The sequence below is a fragment of the Acinetobacter qingfengensis genome (assembly GCF_008693185.1).
Lineage (GTDB): Bacteria > Pseudomonadota > Gammaproteobacteria > Pseudomonadales > Moraxellaceae > Acinetobacter > Acinetobacter qingfengensis.
The window spans coordinates 43,784-61,793 of sequence record NZ_VXKN01000014.1 but is presented as its reverse complement, the minus strand read 5'-3'; the positions used below and the strand labels follow the sequence as shown (position 1 = coordinate 61,793).

Here is an 18,010-nt window from a genome sequence, read left to right as displayed (position 1 = left end):
AGTACATTCACTATTACAATCATGAACGAATCAAGATCAAATTAAAAGGACTGACCCCTGTACAGTACAGAAATCAGTCCTTAAAATCAGCCTAATTAAACCGTCCAACTTTCGGGGGACAGTTCAAAACATGCGAGCTTCATCAATTGAACGTTTAATTTATAAAACGTCCACTATACAAATATTTAACACCAAGTGTTTCCCCTTGGTAAGGTCTTTTCATGCAATATTAAAATCCTAAGTCTTTAAAACATTACATCGTCATTGCAGTACTTTTTTGTTTTACTGAACGAACACTTAAAGGATGCTGCTGAACACGTTCTCTTGCCTTCCAAAGATCGTAATTCGTTTGCATACTCAACCAAAGATCTGCACGCCCACCATTTTCAACCCCCAACCACTCTTCAAGACGTAATGCCATTTCAGGTGAGATAGCAGACATTCCATTCAGCACACGTGATAATGTAACTCTTGATACACCTAATTGAGCAGCTGCTTCTGTAACAGTCAAGTTAAGTGCAGGTAATACATCTTCACGTAAAGTTTCACCAGGGTGTGGTGGATTAAACATTTGAACCATGATATACCTCTCTTAATGGTAGTCTTGATAGTCAACTAATATGGCATCGCCATGATCAAAGTAGAATGTTAGACGCCAATTTCCATTTACTGAAATAGAATAATGACCTTCAACATCCTGCTTTTTTGGATTTTTACCCTGTAATGGATGTAACCCCCAACCTGGCAAATTCATATCATCGGGACAAGATGCAACATTCAGTTGATGTAATTGTCTAGCTAAACGGTTTTTATGAGCAGGTTGTATCCCTGCTGTAGAACCTGATTCAAAGAACTTTTTTAGTCCTTTATGCCGAAACGATTTAATCATGATTACGTCCTGTCTTTCACGCATTGTATCGTGTAACGATACGCATTACAAGGCAAATGGTCTAGAGAAATTAAAATGCATAACCGTTTAAACTTCTTCCAATTTATTAGGTATGCCCATCTCATAATAAAATGACCTTGCCAACTGATCTCGGATCATATTTTCCCACTCAGCAATAACAGATTCTCCAATTAATTCATATTTTTGATACCTCTTGATATATGCTGCTTTTCTAATATTTAACTTTGCAATCGTGATCTTTTCAAAAAGTGTATAGGGCCGCTTACCAGTGCCCTGACACTTATTACAAATCTTTTGACCAACATGGCAATTCCCTTGAAATAGTTCAAGCTTACCCAAGCCAGAGCAATGATTACACATGGATTTAACCAGGAGATGACTTCTTAATACTACTTCTGCCAAGCCCTTGGCAATATGGCTTAAATCACCTTGTGCATTATTCGGTTTAAAATTATTTTTGATCATCTCACGATGGATAATAAATGCTAACTGATTACGCACTCGAAAGAAATTTGCAGATTTTATCGGTCCATGTACAAATTCAATTTTACCGGGAATATCTTTAATACGGCGTTCGTAATGGTAGTTAAAATCATATCGACTATAAAACGTCTGGGTTTGTTTTTGTGGTGGAGTAATAATGGCAATACGCTCAAAATCCACTTTTTCCAGCAAGAGCATAGACCATAGATGTGCCGGTCTGGATAATAATGCCATCTCCCCCAATACTACATCCTTTGAGATATTTTTCCCCTCTGCCATACCCTAAGCAATAGCAAGGCGTAATAACTCTAAAAAATCAAATCGTTCAACTAACATATCTATCATTTTCCTATTTTATCCATGACTTATTTCTTAATGGTCTAATTGGGTATAATCGAAATTTACACATACTTTCCTGCAAACCGTTCAATCACCCTAATCTCATCCGAATGACGAAATAAACAGGTCAACTTGATCAAGTTATTTTTCTTTAATAATTTATTGCCATGTACGCAGAATTGACGTAATACCTGCAAATTATGCTCATAAAAAGTTGAAACTTTATTTTTTATGGTCTGGGCAATCCAGTAAGGAAGTACTCAATGCGTTTAGTTGCTCCTATTTCTCGCTCCATTTTTTTATGGAATGAGATAAAATCTTCATTTTCAACAAATTTATATTTGGATATGCGATTTCTTGCCCATGTTGAAAAATCTTGTCTACTACCTAAAAATGAATGAAGTGAGCGAGCATCAACCGCTTGTTGTTTAACACCTCCGATTTCAGCATTAAATACTTCAATCAGTTGTTCATCTTGCATATTTTCTGTATATGCCTTACTATTTTCCATAGTTTGATTCCTTTGTTTAGGGTTGAACATGAGCAGATTGTTGACTTTGGCGAGTGCAATCTGTTTTTTCATTTTCAGAAGGTAATAACCCTTCCTCTCTTAAAGCTTTTTTTAAAAAATATGTGAATTGACCTTTTACAGTTCTTTCACTTCGCGCCGCTTCCTTCTTGACAATTTCTGCCAAATCGTCATCATATCCGCATGTATACATTTCAATAACTCCTTATAGAATTGTATGTATATTTATAAGTTATTATAAGTTTGTATGACTGTCAATAGGTTTTATATGATAAAAGACTTTTCTAATCGTTTAAAATACTTTCGATCCATTCGGGATTTAACTCAAACCGAATTAGCTCGGCTGGTGGGCGTTTCAGGAAAGCAGATTTCCGATTATGAGGTTGGTTCAAGCAAACCGCGCCAATCAACTTTTATAAAAATCCTTAAAGCACTTAATATAAGCGAGGACGTGTTTAATAATGCTGATCTTTGCTCCTTAGATATAAGCGATTTACACCCTGATGAGAACATAGTTTTTACGAATAACGATGGTGATAAGATCATCTTGCCCCGATCTTTTTGTGTTAAATACAATCTTGAGCCAATTAGCGATTTAATTGTATATCGTGTAAGAGGAGATGCTATGTCCTCCACACTTTTTGATGGTGATTTGGTACTTATAGATAAATCTGATAACGAAATTGTATCTGGTGCGCTTTATCTCACTTTTTTATATGGTGAAAAATTAATTGGTCGCCTTTTCAGAAATCAGCAAGGTTTTGTTCTGGAGAGAGACAATGAAAAATATAAACCTCTTGCCGTAATTAATGATGATGCATTAGTATTGGGCAAGGTTGTATTTAGACAAGGTTTAATATAGAACCAGACATCATTCAAGCAGCAGTCGGTCGACTAGCAAAATAACTTGTTTAGTTGCCACAATCATTCTTAAGGGTGATTGTGGCTAAATCTTTGCAACCAAGTCTAAAGTTAAAAGTCCTAGTGATCTTACAGCCATGATTTTCTCCAAATTTTAGGTAATAAAAAACCTCGCAAATGCGAGGTTTTATTAATTAATGATCATTTAATTCTCTCTTTGAATGGCGGGTCTACCATTTAAATCCAAAGACAATCTAAATGTTTTGGCTTTTTCTGGAGATACTATAGTCTCTATTTGAGTCCAATTACTTTGATCTACAGCACACAGTCCTTTTCCATAAGGATCTCTACCTGCTCGTAGCACTCTTTCGCCTTCAGGTATGAAAAACTCTGCTGTTTCTCTTGTATCGAATCTGGCGGTCAGCTTCCCATCCACCCAAAAACCATAATAACAACCACCGCCTAAAAACCCTGAATCTCTAGTAACAATTATTTTAGAGTTGTTGATTTCGGTCTTTTCTTTATAGCTCAATATTCTATCATTAGATAATGGCTTTCTTTCGTTATTTTGAACTGGAGCAGTCACACACCCAACCAACCCCACAACCAAACACATCAATAAAATCTTTTTCATAAAAATACCTTAGAAATTATACCTTAGACCCGCTTTGTACGTTACACCATCAAAGTCGCCGATCGTATAAGTTGAGCTATTAACCCCATCATGCCATGAACAAGCCCCACTTCCTGTACTATTACTGGTTGTACCATCATTGCATTTTGTTGAAGATGAAACATCCCAAGCCCATTTATATCCAACACCACCGAATAATGAAAGACTTGGAGTAAAGTTAAAGCCAGCCTCTAAACCTAAGGGAACCGTAAAAAATGATGAATTGTCAAAACCATCCACTTTAGCCCAACCAAAACCTAAACCCGCTGTTCCTGTAAGATAAAAATTATTAACATAAATAAAATTGTAATGAGCGCCGATTGATAATTCATAATAATCAGCGTCATAATCGTTATTTTTCAAATATTCAAACTTTGACCAAAACCCATGATGATCTGGGGAACTTGACAGACCAATTGCCACACCATTCAAATCTGCATCTATATCATTCTCAAACTTACCTTTTTGTGCAGTATATTCTATGGACAATGATTTATTTCGATTTTGAATCTGTTTCTGCACTGGGTAGGATGGTTTCTGCTGGTATTGATAACCAGTTTCTGTTTTAACAGCTTGTGGCTCCATGTCCGCAGGATATCCAGGCTGAATTGCTAAGGATGTATCTACATTTGAGTTAGCATACCCAGATACACTCACAATCATCATTACGGATAAAATTAATATTCTCTTCACAAAAAAATCCCCAGTTTAAAACTTATATAATATATTCGTTTACAGAATTTAACACTTGATAAAGACAAAAGCTATATGACTAAGGGGTTAAAAAACCATTCCGAAGAATGGTTTTACTACCTAAGCCTTTAAGTGCCACTCAATACTGTGTGGTTGGTGATTGTTAAGGGTATTAAGCCACATTCAACATTGTGGAAAGTCTGTCGGACCCTTGTTTTTCACTTGCACATGAAACAATCTCAATAGTTGAATCTTTGCATTGTTCCTTTAAAAGCAAAATATGTTCATTCATTTTATCTCGCATTTTTTTTGTCACCAAAAGCCCATCAGCATTCGGCACAAATAAAATTAGGTCTAACTTATTAGATTGCCCATGATCTTCCAAAATCTGCAAATCCATTAGACTAGTTTTAACTCTTGAGATAGTTTTAACCGTACACACGTTAAATTTAGCTGCATATCTTGCCGAATGGAATCCACATTTTATTTTTACATTTTTTGAGACAGCTACGGAATGATTAAATGATTTCTCATAAGCTGGATGAGTCTTTAAAAACTCCTGTTTAATTTTATTACCCCAATTTAGCTCAGCTACATCCTGTTCTTTTTCCTCTTCATTAAACAGCTCTTTCATTGCTAATGTTCCAAGACTAGCAGTTCTTTTTAACCCCTGTCTTGCTATTCCTGCCGCATCTAATGAAGATGCATTAGACCATGAACCATCATGCACACCTTCAATGCAGTTATTCAATTCACCATTGTTTTTGTCTATTTGTGATTTAATGTACTTAATTAAATTCTTGAATGGTAATGACTTGGAGCCATACAAGTTATCTATAACACTTTCATGTAAAGTTTCATAGTAAGCATAATTGTCACCAGTTTTTACCACTATAAGAATGGTAATTCTCTCGCCGCTATTCACAATTGGCTCGAAATAAACCGGTTTCCACTGAGCCTTATAGGTAGGCGCATCAGGAAAATCAAAAGAATCAAACATTCCAACCTCCTACTAAGCTTAGTTGATCATCGTCACTTTCTGGTTCTTGTGTGATGGAGTTCTTAACCAAGATATCTAAAACTGTCAATCTTGCAAGAATAAAATTGTTCACAAATTTAGTTCTATCAGCATACTTGGTATCATTGAGCCCTATCTAAAAGCTCGTCATGAGTGTGAAGAACGGCTAATCAAGCAACTACTGCGTAATCGTGAAGATGCACAATCGCTACTCAGTGAATTACTGGAAGAAATGAAAGCGTCTACATCTGAGTTCAATACAGATTTACAGAAACAATTACCAGTGGTTTTTCGAGGTGAATGTCTAAATCTGGTTGAGCGCAAGCCATGTAATGTGGATCATAGTGAATTTAATCGTTGGGCTTAATATTGCATTTAAGCCCAGAATTTTAGGTAAATAAGTAAAGTGTGTTTCAGAAGGTTTTATCCAAACTTTAATCCCAACCTGTACATCGTTTGAAACCAACTGAAACACTGCTGCCTTTAATTTTCTCTGCCCGTACCCTGGCACATCTTTCTGAAGTAAACAATTCAGACAAGAATTAGCCTTTTGGGATTAAGACAGGAATTGATTAGAGAACTACTGTACAGGCTCATCGGTATATTGACCTGATCACTCGGGCTGTAAATCTCGCAGCAATCCCAAAAACGTTTGCATAAGGTACTCCTCTAGCAAGTTTAATAGGTTTCTTTATTCTACCGAGTGCATGAAGATTTGTAAATTTCAAATTAACTCAAGTAAACAGCAACACAGACTATTGAACTTTGTACCTATCACCCTTAGTTTCTGCGTTAAAAAAGCACCTCAATGTTGAGGTGCTTTTATATAAGCGTTATTAATTCTTACAAACTTTGATGCCATGAATGATTATTGCCATATTTAAAACTTACACTTTTTGGCACCAAAGTTCTTTCTTGGTGATTTAATTTTTCAATCATGTTGCGAAGCTCCCCATCTCCTTGAACATGCTCCTTATAGAGAGCACGTAAAAGCCTATCAGTTGGGCTACCTATCCTCCCTCTATCGGCTTCCCATGACCTAACACTAGTCTCACCAACACCCAATAGTCCTGCTAGATTTTTTTGAGAGAGATTAAGCTCTTTTCGCAAAAATCGGATCTGTTCACCATAAAGTTCAGGACTTTGAGTGATTAGAAACAATCCAATTGTTTTATGAAGGTCGTACACTGATGCAATGGAGACAGTTTCTCCATAATCATCATCATTTTCAATTGTGTAACCATCTAGCAGCCAAACATTGCTTAAACCGCATTCTTCATAATGATACATAATACTGCCTACTCTTTAAATGTAGTAACTACTATCGAAGATTCACCGTTCTCACTAATCTTAATCGCAACTGTGGCTGTAATGTATTCGCCTGCTGTTCGAACCGAAACATTAAGTTGACAATTACCGCGAGTATTCATGTACGGCCCTTCGGTAATATCTCCATGCTCAAAGCAGCAAACAATCTGCTTGAGAGAGATGCATCGCTCCTTCATTCTTTCCCTTGCGTGGCTTGTTAGCTTAATCTTACTGGTATCTTGAGCAAACTCTCTTAATTTCCTAGTTGCTTCAATTAAGCTTAAACACATATGACTTTCACTTCATAGGCAAGGGTTGATGAGCATTCATCGTCAAAATCTGACGGTAATGTATTATTTAGCATCTGCTAGATAAAAGCAATAAGTTTTTTGCAAGTCAATATTGACTTTTATTTAAAAATCCTTTATCGCAATATATATCAAATAATTCAGCAACTTATTGAAAATGTTCCACGACTTATATATAAATCTAAAGTATTGTAGTTAAGTTAACTCACCACTACATAAAAAGCCCTAATACCGTTCTGTATGTATTCGTAATCCAATACCAACAAATGCCTATTCTCGTTAAAAAAGTCCGAAAAATCAGAAATAGCTTGTGAATAGCTACGGTGTTCACGAAGTCTTTTATAAGTGGCTCTTGCTCTAAATCCATTTTGGATAATTGCCGTATTTCTTCATGTGCATTTCATCATGTTTTTCTGAAACATCTGTATAGGAAAAGAAAGCTATTATGATCGGCACTACTAATTGACCCCAAATTAGCCAATGGACATTTTTCGAAATCAGGTCTTGAAGAACATATTGCCCTAGAAAATTTAAATTATACAGGGCAAGCAAAAGCGGTTGATATAGCACTATAGATAAGCAAAATATCATAAAGTAAAACAAAGATAGCCACTTAAGTTTTGGAAACTCCATAAAAGCGTATTCAATCCTAGTTACTCTGTTGCTTATCCATTCAATCATTTTTATCCCCAGTTATCTAAATATTTTTCAATTTTATATATTAGTAAGCTGGTAAAAGCAATAAAGCCAGAGCAAATCTGGCTTTGTTTTTAGTTTTCATTAACAACTGCCCTTTTGCACAACCGGATTGTGCAGTTCCTCCCAATTGAAAGCATCATCTAAACGATGTGGTTTATCCTCGTGGTGGAAAGTCTGACCACATTTAGCGATCTCCGCTTCTAAATCCATTATTTCCAGAGCTGTATCAAAATATCCAAATAAAGGCATGTGAGTGGTTATGACTTTATGGTTGGGAAAATGATTCATTAATTTATCATGAGCAATTTCAATCCCATCTTTCCCACAGGACTCTATTGCTACAATGACCAGTGATTCACCATTTACAATAAAATCCACTTCTTCATCTTCATCGATTGCAATACGACAAGCCATGGTAATGTATTTATAATCAGACATGTAAATCCCCTATAGATCAATGAATGGTAAAAGTTGTAAATGTTTAGATAGCCATTCATTCCTGCGGATATTGTTAATCTTCTTCTCTCGTTTGCGGTCAAGCATGCCATAGCTATGAATAGTGCCTTTTGCTTTTGACAACTTATCATCAAAATCGATTTCGTTTACCCTAAGTTAATTTCCTCATTTCTGAAAAACTTAAACATATCGTGCACACGCTGGAATACATACGTACCCATACCAGGCTTCAATTCTGTCTGAACTATTGTTACTGCATGGGCGTTGTGTTAAAGTTTTGTCATTCATAAGATCGTTCCGATTGTTGAATATGAAAGCCTGATCACTACTCAGGCTTTTTCTTTGTCTGAAATTTGAATTGGATACTTGACCAAGTTATCCCTGTCATTCCCTTCACCGACCACAATATCCCTCATTCGCTCATTTCTTTTTATGCGCTCAAGCCCTAAATTGACGATATGCCATTCACCTACAACGGCTTTTTCAAAGAGGATTGCAGCTTGTCTAGTTATTTCCATTCCGTAATAAGCGGAAATATCACGAAGTTTGTTCATGATGTCAGGATCGTGTTTTGTCCTGAGATCTTCTTTTTCAAGACTCATAAAACTGTCCTTATGCGGTTAAAGGGTCACATTGGTTTCTCAAATATGAGAAGTCGGCGGACGGACGTAAATCATCACAACGGACAGCGCCATTGCTTTCTCTATCAATTGCAATTGCAAGATCAGCACTACATGAGGTTGTGCTATATATCACTTGATATAAATTACCCAGTGTTGTTCCGCATTTCTCCGCAAAAGCAACTCTCTCTCCCTTTGTCATAGGTTTTAAAAACTGTTTTAGCTGAGTGGTGTCTTTCTTAGGCATATTAACCTCCACCAAATAATATTTAGTAAATACTAATTTTTATCAAGAAAATAGTCAACAATTATTTAGTGTTTATGAATTTAGTTTTTACTAAAAAATAGATAGAATTTTTTTATGGAAAAAGATACCCCGATTGTTGCGACTCGTCGCAAAAACCTTCGCAAACTAATTGATGATGCCAAAAGAAATGGTGTCGTTTCTAATGATGCAGAATTTGCAACCAAGTACGAGATTAAAGGTGGGCCGAGCTTTGTATCTCAATTGATAAACGGACATAGTAGTTTTGGAGATAAAGTTGCTAGAAGGCTTGAGAGTGAAATCAATCTAGAAAAATGGTATTTAGACAGAGATTGCCCCGAAGATACGCCTTTCAGAGACTTAAAATTGACTCAAGTGGAAGATTGGGACTCAAACACGCCTCTTGATCCTGATGAAATTGATGTTGTTTTTTACAAGGACTTAAAGTTTGCATGTGGGAATGGTTTTGAAAATGAAGCTTTAGATGATGAAACGCGTAGACTAAGAATTAGTAGAAAGACACTTGATAAAATAGGTGCAACTAAAGATCAAATTTTTGCTGCAACTACTTTTGATAGATCAATGAGTCCAACTATTGAGGATGGGGATACTGTGTATGTACACATGGGTCGGAATCAAATAAAAGATGGAAAGATTTTTGCAATCGAACATGGTGGTCTTTTTAGATGTAAGCGATTATATCAAATGCCCAACTGTGGAGTGCGAATCGTTAGTGATAACAAAGATGAGTACAATGAAGAAATTCTTACTATTGATGATATTACAAAGCAAAATTTCAGGGTTATTGGTTGGGTTTGGTCATGGCAAAGGATGGATAAGTGGTAGATAACTGCGCGCTCAAAAAATACTATCGGATGAAGATTTTTGAAATAAACAAAACCTCAAGTGCCTAACACTTGAGGTTCTAAGTATTCGGGACCACTAATCCCGAATTGCGGCCTAGTAAACCGCTAAAGGTGCGTTGTTATTAGCGCATTGCTAAAAATTGACGGATGTCTTTTTAGGCAATGGAGCGGATGCTCAGCAAACACAACAAGCTGCCGCCCCTACGGTGTGCGCACACTCTCAGGGCAAGCGCTATACAAGTTACACCAATTTAACTTGGTGAGCGCTCGCCAGAAAATTACAAGGTTTATGCCATGTTTTCTCTGTCGTTGCAGACTAAGAAAGGTCTGAAATTAAAAGTAAAAATAAACCTTTACTTGATAATTGCAATCCTAACTTGGTTTGCGTAAAAACGAGGGGCGGTGACGAATCACCCCTCACTCTTATTTTTAAAATACAGAAGTAAATCTAAATAATCAATACTGCGAACCCGACGCAGTAATTACACAGATCGGGTGGAGAGAAAAATGGGTTTTGAAATTAAAAAATTTAAAGATATAAATCTGGGTGATAAATTTTTTGATTCGCTTAAGACTGATTTTGTAGAATTTAGAGTTGGCTTTGGTTAAGCCTTAGCTCCTCAATTAGCATGCGATACACAACTTACTTTTAACATTTCATTTTATACTTGGACAAATCAATGACTAATCCAAAAAAACTCGAAGCTATAAATAATGAGCTAGAAAGTGCCCGCAGTTCATTTAAAACACAAAAAATGTCTATGAGTATAGGTGAGTTATGTTCTTTATTTAAAAAACAAGATTTAATTCTTAATCCAAATTTTCAACGCGTTTTTAGATGGAATGAAGAACAACAATCTAGACTAATTGAATCTATTTTATTGGGTATTCCATTACCTCCGATCTTCATAGCTCAACAAAAGGATAGTAAATGGACTGTAGTTGATGGTCTACAGCGCCTTTCAACAATATTTAAAATTGAAGGTTTATTACAGTCTGATGATAAGGATAGTATTCAACATGTACTAAGTATTCATCATCAACTACTTAAGGATTCTTCTACTGAAGAAGATGAAGAGGAAAATTTATTTAATGATATTGAAAATGAAGTGGAAGAAGTACTTGATACCAAGGTTGACTCTAACGCAACACTTCGTTTCTCTGGTTTAAAGAAACTAACTGAACTCAATGGTTTGACTTGGAAAGATCTATCACTAGATCACCGCAGGTCTGTGCGACGATCATTCTTTGAGATCAATATTATGTACTTGGAGTCTAATACTAAAGCTCAATATGAGCTTTTCCAGCGTTTAAACACAGGAGGATCATCATTAACTCCTCAAGAGGTTAGAAATTGCATCATTATTATGAATAATGTAGAAATTTTTAATGCTATGAATCAATTTAGATTACATGAGAATTTCGTAAAAATTACCACTCTTAGTCAAAAGCAGATGCAAGAAGCTTATGATATGGAATTAATTAATCGCTTTATATTAGCTCTAAATCACAAGTATATTAATTTTAATAATTATTCATATGATACAAAAATTGGAGATTTTATTGATGATGAAACAATAAATATACTTGATGCTAATAGAATAGAAATTAATGAAATCATTGAACTACTTGGTAATACAATAGACTTCCTATACAACCATCTTGGTAATAATGCATTTAGACGCTATTACCCTGAAAAACAAAAATTCTCTGGATCATTTAATTTAAGTGCATATGAAGCTATTTTAATTGGTGTTGCTCAGAATATCGAAAGTCTAAAGCAACTCCCAAACGATCAATTTATTAAAAAAATAAAAGATATGTATTCTGACTCCGAATACATGCGAATTTCAGGACGTGGGATCAAGGTAGTATATCGATTTGAACATTTAATTTCATTCTCTGTGGAGTATTTTTCACGATGAGATTGGAGGATTTAGAAACATCTTTAGCAGATGATTTGAGCTGGAGAAAATTTGAGCTTAGCAGCCTTATTACAATAGCTGAAACATCGAAGCAACAAAATGGTGTTGATTCAGATCTACATAAAACTACTTTAAAAGCCTTATATTTACTACTGTATAGTCATTGGGAGGGATTTGTTAAGAAATCTTGTAAATTCTATTTGCAGTATATTAATAATAAAAAAATTGTAACTAAAGAGTTAACTCATATTTTTACTGCATTAGCTTTAAAAAAAAGCATAACAAGCTGTTATACAAAAGAAAATTTAGATAGTTTAAGTATTTCAACTTACTTAGAGTTTGTTAATTTACATGCAACTAAATTATCTCAAAAATTCAAAGTCGATGTAAAAACAAATACTGACTTTGATGATGATTTTATTAAAACTTTCTCAAATTTATCTTCAAAGAACTATCGAAATTTACTTGAAAGTATTGATCTTCCATTTTTTTCATTTTTTTCAGCTAATGAGCATTATCAAGAGGTCATTAATCCTGATGGCACAAAACAAAATGTGACTATTCTGTCAGAAATTTTAGACTTCTCTCTTTTGTATTATAGGCATTCTATTGCCCATAGCGGAGCTACATCAGAAACTTTAAATATAGAGGCTTATCAAGATTTGCAAGGTAAGATCTTATATTTAATGGATCTTCTAGTGGCAAATATTTCTGATTTTTGCCACAAGGAGTTTTATAAAAGTTGCAATTCCTTACAAAAAACCGCTTATATAAATGAAAAAAATATAGAAGTAAAGGAAGCTTTACTAAGATTCTATCGGTCTTCAGCTAATTTAGATGAAGAATTTTTAGAGGACTAAAATTTAATGGTACGGAATATCCTTTAATACTTTTACAGTTAAGTGCCTAAGTCGAATAGCCTTATTTAAAAACTCATTGGTCTCTTTTGACTGCAGTATTTTCATAAGCTTTTTGCAATCCTGTAGAGAGTTACTTTTAGGTTTAACCACCATTAAATGATTCTCTACAGCAATAGGCTCTTGTAAGTCAATAATAGTAGCTGTCGCTCTATATTTATCACTTGGACTAGATGTTCTTTTTACCAATACACACGGCGGTTGAATGACTCGCCCCTTAAAATTACGCTTCTCCACTGCAGTATCTAATACTGCCCATGCAATAGTATTTTTCGAATGGAAGTATGCATACTCATTGCCAATTAAAGGATCTCTGTACGCAACCAATGGACCTACTGATACATCGAAATAGTCTGATAGTATTCCATTATGATCATTTTCATGTTCTTGCCACTGAATAGAAATATCATCTATCTGAGACTTCAACTTTCCTACCAACAGAAAAACATCAACATCTGTCTTCTTATTAAAACGCCCCCAAATACTACACTGTGCCTCATATTGAGAGGAACAATACTGTCTAAATTTTTCATAACGACTACCAGATCTAAGGACATCAGGCAAAATAACGGAAATTAAACAGCCTTTAGGTAGGTTTCTTAGATAATGATCCATAATTAAACCTGCTGCATTAACTTTTCCTTTTTTCCAATAATGTACCTGAGGGGATGCCCAGCTTGAAAAAGGTGGATTTAATACGACGTGCGTAACTTCTTTTAACTCATCAGCACACACCAACAGCGTATCCTTTACCTGAATATGGGTAAAATATGATAATGCTTGCTCAACACTACAGTCTTTTTTTACCCCTCTATTAAGCGCTTCAATAACTAATCTCAGTTTAGTAGCCTCCACAAAAGAAGAATGTAAATCATACCCTTGTAAGACTTTTCCCCATGATTGCAGAGTACTACTTAGATTCTTCTGTACACCTAACATTCGAGAACATTCAATTAATAAATTTCCAGCACCACACGTAGGATCTAACACCACTGAATCTAAAGTGATTGCTTCATTAAATGACTTAATTAATTTAGTTGCTAAATTTTGACCTGTAAAAAAACTGCCTGCCTCCCTCATTTCCTCCAATGAAAGGTATTCCCTTAGAACTAAATCGATAGAATCTAAGTCAACAGCGCTTTTGAGCACTTCTATATGAACATTTTCGATAATGTCTTTTAAATCATTATTGTGTTGGTACAATTGGTTCATTGAGAACTATTACTGCAGGATAATTTGTTTAAATATAACAAAAAAACTATGTAAATAGCATTAAAAATATTATAAGTAGTTGTTATTAAATTATTAAAAAAAATATAGACTGCAGGAATGAATTAAATATAAACACACACTTCGGTGGTTTTTTCACTTCTAAAACATTACTTTATTATAATTTTGTCAAAGTCACTAAAGATCACTTCCATATTCTGTATCAAAGGTAGATCCTATATTCTTATCATGTATTTAAAACCTCGCCCAGTGCGGGGTTTTCTTTTGTCTATTAAAACATAAAATAAAAATAAATTAGTAAATATTTAGTAAACACTATTGACTTAAAGTTTAGTAAATACTAAATTAACCCTATCAACAAAACAAAAAAGCACACCAGACCGTCAAATCATGTGTGCTTTTGCTAAACAACGTAGCGGAGATAACTATGTCACAACACCCTATCCCAAATCAAGCAGTAGGTAAACTTCGTTACCCAACACCTACAAGCACACCCACACGAAAAGAAAAATTTAAAGCAGTCGCACGTACTGCTGCCGAATTTACAGGTTTCGTTATTATTTCTGTACTTGCTGTCACTGGTGCTTATGCACTGGTGTTTGGAGGGTAAGTCATGAATACACAAGTTGATCGTGACCAGTTTCTTGCAAAATCAGAACTCATCGAAAAAATGAGCAATGCTGACTATCACGCTCACCCAGCGTTTAGCAGCTCTCAGCTTAAAGATTTACTACGCTCTGCTGCTCACTTCTATGTAAACAGTATTTCCAAAGAAGTTGAAAAAACTGCAACTGCGGCAATGGATCTAGGGACATTAACTCACACACTCTTTTTAGAACCCGATACTTTTGAAGCTGAATTTATCTTGATGCCTGAAGATGCACCCAGCCGTCCTACCTCAGCACAATTAAATGCTAAAAAACCTTCTGATGAAACAATCGCCAAGATTGAATGGTGGCAGGCTTTTGAACAACAGGCAGCGGAAAAACAAATTATCTCAATTGATGATTTTCAGACTGCAACAAAAATGGCTGAACAACTACGCAGCTTAAGTATGTTTAGCAACATGCAAAATCATATAGGTATGCCGGAAGCTAGTTTTTTCTTTACCGATCCGATTTACGACTTGCAATTACGTGTACGTCCAGACTGGCATATCAAGCCGTGTGATCAGTATCCAAACGGCTTGATCATTGATTTAAAAACAACTGATGATGCACGACCACACGCATTTTCAAATACATGCGATAAATTTTGCTATGACTTATCGGCAGCCATGTATCAAGAGGGCTTTCAGCAAGTTTATCAAACAGAAGGCAAACCGAACTTTATTTTTTTAGTTGTGGAGCGCAAAGCACCATTTAACGTAAAGCAGTACACCGGATCAGATTGCAAAACAGATTTATCACCAAATCATTGGTCCAATGGTTGAAGCAATGGATAAAGAAGATCCGGAACAAGCCCGATTATTTGCAATGCATATTTTTGGATTAAGCACATCAATGCTTGCCGATACATTACCAACTGAATCTTTTGAAAGATTTGTGACTACAACACGTGACACTGTGGTTGCACTGCTCAAAAAAGAACGTGGCGAGTTAAGAAATTAATTATATCGAGGTGATGCAATGCCAAATGAAATTTTAGAAGCACTGCTGGAGTTAGGCTTAACACCAATTGATTGGGTATCCCCAATACTGGTTGAGTAAACGACTGGACATCACCAATCAACTTCGCATTTGCAATAATCCGCATGTACATATCTTTGAATGCCTTAGCTTGAGAATCAGAACGTGGATTAATCTCATCAAAACCTTTCTTAAATTCTTTAAGGGTTTTGAGTACATGCAAACTGATTGAAATAGTCTGATTGGATTTTTCATATGCCAATGCCTGTTGCCAAGCTTCATTTTCAGTTAACCAATGTGATCCCTGTAAACACCAGATACGAAATTCTGGGATTGTTGGTGGCCAAGGTTCGTGACGCATACGGTTATATCCATTGGAAAGCTGCTCATCCGTTAAACCACTTAAATCTTCCATCATCGCCAATTCCAGTTCATCCTCACCAACGGCTGCCCATTGGTCTGTAAATTTTTTTCCAAAACGTACACGCATTTTGTTAATCAGCTTACGTGCCCGTTCCAAGGTGAACTCACGCATGACCCACCTCCTCAATCAGAAAACTCTTTGGGTATTGGGGTACCACATCAATAATTTTGTCCTGTTCCTCATTGGAACGTTCACCGTAATTTCTCCAGCGATTTACATTTTCCTGTTTAGCTTGGTATGCCGATGGTTGTGCTGTTGCCTGTGGTTTTAAAGCTGATCGCTCACTCGCAGTTGCTTTCGCTTTACGAGCAATGATTTTGTGTTTGTTGTTATTCACCCAAGTTAGCCAAGATACAGCCCATTTTTGAGGAGTCTTTGATGATTGCTTGCCAAAGTCATTCGGTGATGCAAACCAATCTCCAAATTCATCAAACAAGTTTTCAAGATCGTGTTGATCAAGATCAGGGTGTCTAGGTTTGGATAACTCGATGAAATCAAATTTCAATGTTTGATATTTTTGACTAAGTTCAATCACTGAGATTTTTACAAGATCAAAATTGTGGTACTGCACAAACTGAGCTGGCGGTTGTGAAATTTTTTCCTCGTGCGTATTACTACTACTTAATTGGTGGTTATTAGTGGTTATATGGTGGTTAGTGTGCACCTCCTGCACTGGTTCAGGTGCATCTGCTGCACTGGTCACATGCATCTGCTGCACTGGTGCATCTGCTGCACTGGTGAATGTGTTGCACTGGTTTGTGCTTTTCTCTCCACTCGATTTAGACTGTTTTTTAGTCTTTGGCGTGAAGTTTTCAGGCGTTATTTTGTAGCGATTATGGCGACCATTTGAGCGATCAACCTGAATAATTTTTACTTCTTCAAGTAAATCTATAGCCGTTTTAATCGCACGTACTGAAAACTCAGTTTCATCGGCAATCAATGAAATAGATGGGAAACACTCGCCATTATCATTGGCGTAGTCAGCAAGACGGAGGAGTACCGCCTTTGCTGTAGGATTACCCACTTTCAATTTGCGAATCTGGTCAGTTATTGCGTAGCTCATACCACCTCACCACAAATCTTCACTACACAACCCAAGGCGAGAAAACTTCATCTCGCCTAGCCGTGACGAAATGAATGCTCTTCTTGGTTGGCTTAATAAAAACCTTGAGGAAATTGACCGTTTTTACTATTGGTATTTCGAGTTTGCATTTTGGTCTGGGTGTAGACCATCTGAGATGCTTGCATTGAAATGGTCGGATATCGACTGGTTTAATGGTACCGTGAGAATTAGCAAAAGCCGTGTCCGAGGAGTAGAAAAATCTGTTACTAAGACTCACACTATTCGTGATATTTGTTTGAATGATCGTTCAAAACAGGCATTGAATGAAATAAGGAATATGAAGTTGCACAGCAATTATGTAATGTATTGCCCTGAAACTGATGAACCATTTTATAGCGAACAACCTGCACGTGATCGGCTAGTTGATGCAATGCATGGCTGTTTTATAAGGCACCGCCCTGCTTATAATACCAGGCATACTTATGCCACTATGATGTTGATGGATGGTATTAATCCGGTGTTTGTGGCTTCACAAATGGGTCATAGCTTAGAGATGCTGATGAAACGATATGCTAAGTGGATGAATGGCGATAAAAATAAAATTGAAATGGCCAAACTCAATACTGATTAAAAGTATGTATGTGGCAAATTTGTGGCAAATAAAAAAGCCACTTTAATAAGTGGCTGATTTATATAACGAATTCTGGCAGAGGATCAAGGACTCGAACCTTGACGAACGGTTTTGGAGACCGTCATGCTACCATTACACCAATCCTCTGTAGCGAAAGCTAACTG

Annotated in this window: 25 protein-coding genes, 1 tRNA gene and 1 pseudogene; 10 read left to right on the top strand and 17 right to left on the bottom strand. The window is 36.0% G+C overall.

The genetic code is table 11. The annotated features are described in order from the left end of the window. The coding region (locus F4V57_RS14300; protein ID WP_150330557.1) for an IS3 family transposase at nucleotides 1-95 on the top strand (95 nt) is incomplete at its 5' end. Nucleotides 96-253: 158 nt separating this feature from the next. Here the strand turns inward: F4V57_RS14300 and F4V57_RS14295 are convergent. The 5 genes from F4V57_RS14295 to F4V57_RS14275 all read right to left on the bottom strand — a co-directional run bounded on the left by F4V57_RS14295 (nucleotide 254) and on the right by F4V57_RS14275 (nucleotide 2,454). Further along, nucleotides 254-580 carry a HigA family addiction module antitoxin gene (locus F4V57_RS14295; RefSeq protein ID WP_070070797.1) on the bottom strand — a complete coding sequence of 109 codons (327 nt, stop codon included), beginning with the start codon at nucleotides 578-580 and terminating at the stop codon, nucleotides 254-256. 12 nt (nucleotides 581-592) lie between these two features. Further along, complete coding sequence (locus tag F4V57_RS14290) at nucleotides 593-889, bottom strand: type II toxin-antitoxin system RelE/ParE family toxin (RefSeq protein WP_070070798.1); 297 nt, start codon at nucleotides 887-889, stop codon at nucleotides 593-595. A gap of 87 nt (nucleotides 890-976) precedes the next feature. Next, nucleotides 977-1,672, bottom strand: a complete 696-nt coding sequence (locus F4V57_RS14285) for a hypothetical protein (RefSeq protein WP_227515718.1) — start codon at nucleotides 1,670-1,672, stop codon at nucleotides 977-979. Between the two features lie 289 nt (nucleotides 1,673-1,961). After that, the gene (locus tag F4V57_RS14280) at nucleotides 1,962-2,243 is read right to left on the bottom strand and encodes an antA/AntB antirepressor family protein (protein ID WP_070070799.1); all 282 of its coding nucleotides are present in this window, start codon (nucleotides 2,241-2,243) and stop codon (nucleotides 1,962-1,964) included. Between the two features lie 16 nt (nucleotides 2,244-2,259). Then, nucleotides 2,260-2,454 carry a hypothetical protein gene (locus tag F4V57_RS14275; RefSeq protein ID WP_070070800.1) on the bottom strand — a complete coding sequence of 65 codons (195 nt, stop codon included), beginning with the start codon at nucleotides 2,452-2,454 and terminating at the stop codon, nucleotides 2,260-2,262. A gap of 75 nt (nucleotides 2,455-2,529) precedes the next feature. On the opposite strand from F4V57_RS14275, the gene F4V57_RS14270 reads away from it, so the two are divergent. Then, the gene (locus F4V57_RS14270; RefSeq protein ID WP_070070801.1) at nucleotides 2,530-3,123 is read left to right on the top strand and encodes a LexA family transcriptional regulator; all 594 of its coding nucleotides are present in this window, start codon (nucleotides 2,530-2,532) and stop codon (nucleotides 3,121-3,123) included. 204 nt (nucleotides 3,124-3,327) lie between these two features. Here F4V57_RS14270 and F4V57_RS14265 read toward each other — a convergent pair whose 3' ends face one another. The 3 genes from F4V57_RS14265 to F4V57_RS14255 all read right to left on the bottom strand — a co-directional run bounded on the left by F4V57_RS14265 (nucleotide 3,328) and on the right by F4V57_RS14255 (nucleotide 5,488). After that, nucleotides 3,328-3,756, bottom strand: a complete 429-nt coding sequence (locus F4V57_RS14265) for a hypothetical protein (RefSeq protein ID WP_070070802.1) — start codon at nucleotides 3,754-3,756, stop codon at nucleotides 3,328-3,330. 9 nt (nucleotides 3,757-3,765) lie between these two features. Beyond that, nucleotides 3,766-4,380 (bottom strand): autotransporter domain-containing protein, encoded by a 615-nt coding sequence (locus F4V57_RS14260; protein WP_141729286.1) that lies wholly within the window; start codon nucleotides 4,378-4,380, stop codon nucleotides 3,766-3,768. 280 nt (nucleotides 4,381-4,660) lie between these two features. Continuing rightward, a complete protein-coding gene (locus F4V57_RS14255) occupies nucleotides 4,661-5,488 on the bottom strand; it encodes a hypothetical protein (RefSeq protein WP_070070804.1) in 828 nt (275 codons plus the stop codon). A gap of 250 nt (nucleotides 5,489-5,738) precedes the next feature. Here F4V57_RS14255 and F4V57_RS15035 point away from each other — a divergent pair, with 250 nt between their 5' ends. Continuing rightward, nucleotides 5,739-5,873, top strand: coding sequence for a hypothetical protein (locus F4V57_RS15035; protein ID WP_264754225.1), 135 nt, complete (start codon nucleotides 5,739-5,741; stop codon nucleotides 5,871-5,873). A gap of 476 nt (nucleotides 5,874-6,349) precedes the next feature. Here F4V57_RS15035 and F4V57_RS14245 read toward each other — a convergent pair whose 3' ends face one another. The 5 genes from F4V57_RS14245 to F4V57_RS14220 form a co-directional block, all read right to left on the bottom strand. Continuing rightward, nucleotides 6,350-6,796: a helix-turn-helix domain-containing protein gene (locus F4V57_RS14245; protein WP_070070806.1), complete on the bottom strand. Its 447-nt coding sequence runs from the start codon at nucleotides 6,794-6,796 to the stop codon at nucleotides 6,350-6,352. A gap of 8 nt (nucleotides 6,797-6,804) precedes the next feature. Further along, complete coding sequence (locus F4V57_RS14240) at nucleotides 6,805-7,104, bottom strand: DUF4258 domain-containing protein (protein WP_070070807.1); 300 nt, start codon at nucleotides 7,102-7,104, stop codon at nucleotides 6,805-6,807. A gap of 798 nt (nucleotides 7,105-7,902) precedes the next feature. After that, nucleotides 7,903-8,259 carry a hypothetical protein gene (locus F4V57_RS14230; RefSeq protein WP_070070809.1) on the bottom strand — a complete coding sequence of 119 codons (357 nt, stop codon included), beginning with the start codon at nucleotides 8,257-8,259 and terminating at the stop codon, nucleotides 7,903-7,905. A gap of 347 nt (nucleotides 8,260-8,606) precedes the next feature. Beyond that, nucleotides 8,607-8,879: a hypothetical protein gene (locus F4V57_RS14225; RefSeq protein ID WP_070070810.1), complete on the bottom strand. Its 273-nt coding sequence runs from the start codon at nucleotides 8,877-8,879 to the stop codon at nucleotides 8,607-8,609. Nucleotides 8,880-8,889: 10 nt separating this feature from the next. Then, nucleotides 8,890-9,144, bottom strand: a complete 255-nt coding sequence (locus F4V57_RS14220; RefSeq protein ID WP_070070811.1) for a transcriptional regulator — start codon at nucleotides 9,142-9,144, stop codon at nucleotides 8,890-8,892. 114 nt (nucleotides 9,145-9,258) lie between these two features. On the opposite strand from F4V57_RS14220, the gene F4V57_RS14215 reads away from it, so the two are divergent. From F4V57_RS14215 to F4V57_RS14205, 3 genes are all read left to right on the top strand, one after another. Next, nucleotides 9,259-10,008: a S24 family peptidase gene (locus F4V57_RS14215; protein WP_070070812.1), complete on the top strand. Its 750-nt coding sequence runs from the start codon at nucleotides 9,259-9,261 to the stop codon at nucleotides 10,006-10,008. 700 nt (nucleotides 10,009-10,708) lie between these two features. Then, entirely contained in the window at nucleotides 10,709-11,953 is a 1,245-nt protein-coding gene (locus tag F4V57_RS14210) for a GmrSD restriction endonuclease domain-containing protein (RefSeq protein WP_070070813.1), read from the top strand. Beyond that, the gene (locus F4V57_RS14205) at nucleotides 11,950-12,813 is read left to right on the top strand and encodes an MAE_28990/MAE_18760 family HEPN-like nuclease (RefSeq protein WP_070070814.1); all 864 of its coding nucleotides are present in this window, start codon (nucleotides 11,950-11,952) and stop codon (nucleotides 12,811-12,813) included. Before F4V57_RS14210 ends, F4V57_RS14205 begins: the two co-directional genes overlap by 4 nt. Nucleotides 12,814-12,816: 3 nt before the next feature. Here the strand turns inward: F4V57_RS14205 and F4V57_RS14200 are convergent, their stop codons facing one another. Beyond that, nucleotides 12,817-14,082, bottom strand: coding sequence for an N-6 DNA methylase (locus F4V57_RS14200; RefSeq protein ID WP_070070815.1), 1,266 nt, complete (start codon nucleotides 14,080-14,082; stop codon nucleotides 12,817-12,819). Nucleotides 14,083-14,527: 445 nt separating this feature from the next. Between F4V57_RS14200 and F4V57_RS14195 the strand changes: the two genes are divergently transcribed. The 3 genes from F4V57_RS14195 to F4V57_RS14815 are packed head-to-tail and all read left to right on the top strand — an operon-like array spanning nucleotide 14,528 to nucleotide 15,710. After that, nucleotides 14,528-14,710: a hypothetical protein gene (locus F4V57_RS14195; RefSeq protein ID WP_070070816.1), complete on the top strand. Its 183-nt coding sequence runs from the start codon at nucleotides 14,528-14,530 to the stop codon at nucleotides 14,708-14,710. Between the two features lie 3 nt (nucleotides 14,711-14,713). Beyond that, nucleotides 14,714-15,532 carry a PD-(D/E)XK nuclease-like domain-containing protein gene (locus F4V57_RS14190; protein WP_070070817.1) on the top strand — a complete coding sequence of 273 codons (819 nt, stop codon included), beginning with the start codon at nucleotides 14,714-14,716 and terminating at the stop codon, nucleotides 15,530-15,532. A 4-nt stretch (nucleotides 15,533-15,536) separates the two neighbouring features. Beyond that, nucleotides 15,537-15,710 (top strand): hypothetical protein, encoded by a 174-nt coding sequence (locus F4V57_RS14815; protein WP_171257568.1) that lies wholly within the window; start codon nucleotides 15,537-15,539, stop codon nucleotides 15,708-15,710. Here F4V57_RS14815 and F4V57_RS14185 read toward each other — a convergent pair. Both F4V57_RS14185 and F4V57_RS14180 read right to left on the bottom strand, forming a co-directional pair. Further along, on the bottom strand, nucleotides 15,679-16,263 hold the full coding sequence (locus tag F4V57_RS14185; RefSeq protein WP_227515719.1) for a hypothetical protein: 585 nt from the start codon (nucleotides 16,261-16,263) through the stop codon (nucleotides 15,679-15,681). The two genes, F4V57_RS14815 and F4V57_RS14185, sit on opposite strands and share 32 nt — an antisense overlap. After that, nucleotides 16,256-17,215, bottom strand: a complete 960-nt coding sequence (locus tag F4V57_RS14180) for a helix-turn-helix domain-containing protein (RefSeq protein WP_070070819.1) — start codon at nucleotides 17,213-17,215, stop codon at nucleotides 16,256-16,258. Before F4V57_RS14180 ends, F4V57_RS14185 begins: the two co-directional genes overlap by 8 nt. A 58-nt stretch (nucleotides 17,216-17,273) precedes the next feature. On the opposite strand from F4V57_RS14180, the pseudogene F4V57_RS14175 reads away from it, so the two are divergent. Continuing rightward, a pseudogene (locus tag F4V57_RS14175) lies at nucleotides 17,274-17,846 on the top strand (site-specific integrase); the annotation flags it as partial. Nucleotides 17,847-17,919: 73 nt separating this feature from the next. Here F4V57_RS14175 and F4V57_RS14170 read toward each other — a convergent pair. After that, a tRNA-Trp gene (locus F4V57_RS14170) sits at nucleotides 17,920-17,993 on the bottom strand. Nucleotides 17,994-18,010 lie beyond the last annotated feature (17 nt).

What these genes read in the sequence shown, in the direction of transcription:
- F4V57_RS14295 (WP_070070797.1), bottom strand. Translation starts at nt 580, where the DNA reads ATGGTTCAAATGTTTAATCCACCACACCCTGGTGAAACTTTACGTGAA.
- F4V57_RS14290 (WP_070070798.1), bottom strand. Translation starts at nt 889, where the DNA reads ATGATTAAATCGTTTCGGCATAAAGGACTAAAAAAGTTCTTTGAATCA.
- F4V57_RS14285 (WP_227515718.1), bottom strand. Translation starts at nt 1,672, where the DNA reads ATGGCAGAGGGGAAAAATATCTCAAAGGATGTAGTATTGGGGGAGATG.
- F4V57_RS14280 (WP_070070799.1), bottom strand. Translation starts at nt 2,243, where the DNA reads ATGGAAAATAGTAAGGCATATACAGAAAATATGCAAGATGAACAACTG.
- F4V57_RS14275 (WP_070070800.1), bottom strand. Translation starts at nt 2,454, where the DNA reads ATGTATACATGCGGATATGATGACGATTTGGCAGAAATTGTCAAGAAG.
- F4V57_RS14270 (WP_070070801.1), top strand. Translation starts at nt 2,530, where the DNA reads ATGATAAAAGACTTTTCTAATCGTTTAAAATACTTTCGATCCATTCGG.
- F4V57_RS14265 (WP_070070802.1), bottom strand. Translation starts at nt 3,756, where the DNA reads ATGAAAAAGATTTTATTGATGTGTTTGGTTGTGGGGTTGGTTGGGTGT.
- F4V57_RS14260 (WP_141729286.1), bottom strand. Translation starts at nt 4,380, where the DNA reads ATGGAGCCACAAGCTGTTAAAACAGAAACTGGTTATCAATACCAGCAG.
- F4V57_RS14255 (WP_070070804.1), bottom strand. Translation starts at nt 5,488, where the DNA reads ATGTTTGATTCTTTTGATTTTCCTGATGCGCCTACCTATAAGGCTCAG.
- F4V57_RS15035 (WP_264754225.1), top strand. Translation starts at nt 5,739, where the DNA reads ATGAAAGCGTCTACATCTGAGTTCAATACAGATTTACAGAAACAATTA.
- F4V57_RS14245 (WP_070070806.1), bottom strand. Translation starts at nt 6,796, where the DNA reads ATGTATCATTATGAAGAATGCGGTTTAAGCAATGTTTGGCTGCTAGAT.
- F4V57_RS14240 (WP_070070807.1), bottom strand. Translation starts at nt 7,104, where the DNA reads ATGTGTTTAAGCTTAATTGAAGCAACTAGGAAATTAAGAGAGTTTGCT.
- F4V57_RS14230 (WP_070070809.1), bottom strand. Translation starts at nt 8,259, where the DNA reads ATGTCTGATTATAAATACATTACCATGGCTTGTCGTATTGCAATCGAT.
- F4V57_RS14225 (WP_070070810.1), bottom strand. Translation starts at nt 8,879, where the DNA reads ATGAGTCTTGAAAAAGAAGATCTCAGGACAAAACACGATCCTGACATC.
- F4V57_RS14220 (WP_070070811.1), bottom strand. Translation starts at nt 9,144, where the DNA reads ATGCCTAAGAAAGACACCACTCAGCTAAAACAGTTTTTAAAACCTATG.
- F4V57_RS14215 (WP_070070812.1), top strand. Translation starts at nt 9,259, where the DNA reads ATGGAAAAAGATACCCCGATTGTTGCGACTCGTCGCAAAAACCTTCGC.
- F4V57_RS14210 (WP_070070813.1), top strand. Translation starts at nt 10,709, where the DNA reads ATGACTAATCCAAAAAAACTCGAAGCTATAAATAATGAGCTAGAAAGT.
- F4V57_RS14205 (WP_070070814.1), top strand. Translation starts at nt 11,950, where the DNA reads ATGAGATTGGAGGATTTAGAAACATCTTTAGCAGATGATTTGAGCTGG.
- F4V57_RS14200 (WP_070070815.1), bottom strand. Translation starts at nt 14,082, where the DNA reads ATGAACCAATTGTACCAACACAATAATGATTTAAAAGACATTATCGAA.
- F4V57_RS14195 (WP_070070816.1), top strand. Translation starts at nt 14,528, where the DNA reads ATGTCACAACACCCTATCCCAAATCAAGCAGTAGGTAAACTTCGTTAC.
- F4V57_RS14190 (WP_070070817.1), top strand. Translation starts at nt 14,714, where the DNA reads ATGAATACACAAGTTGATCGTGACCAGTTTCTTGCAAAATCAGAACTC.
- F4V57_RS14815 (WP_171257568.1), top strand. Translation starts at nt 15,537, where the DNA reads ATGGATAAAGAAGATCCGGAACAAGCCCGATTATTTGCAATGCATATT.
- F4V57_RS14185 (WP_227515719.1), bottom strand. Translation starts at nt 16,263, where the DNA reads ATGCGTGAGTTCACCTTGGAACGGGCACGTAAGCTGATTAACAAAATG.
- F4V57_RS14180 (WP_070070819.1), bottom strand. Translation starts at nt 17,215, where the DNA reads ATGAGCTACGCAATAACTGACCAGATTCGCAAATTGAAAGTGGGTAAT.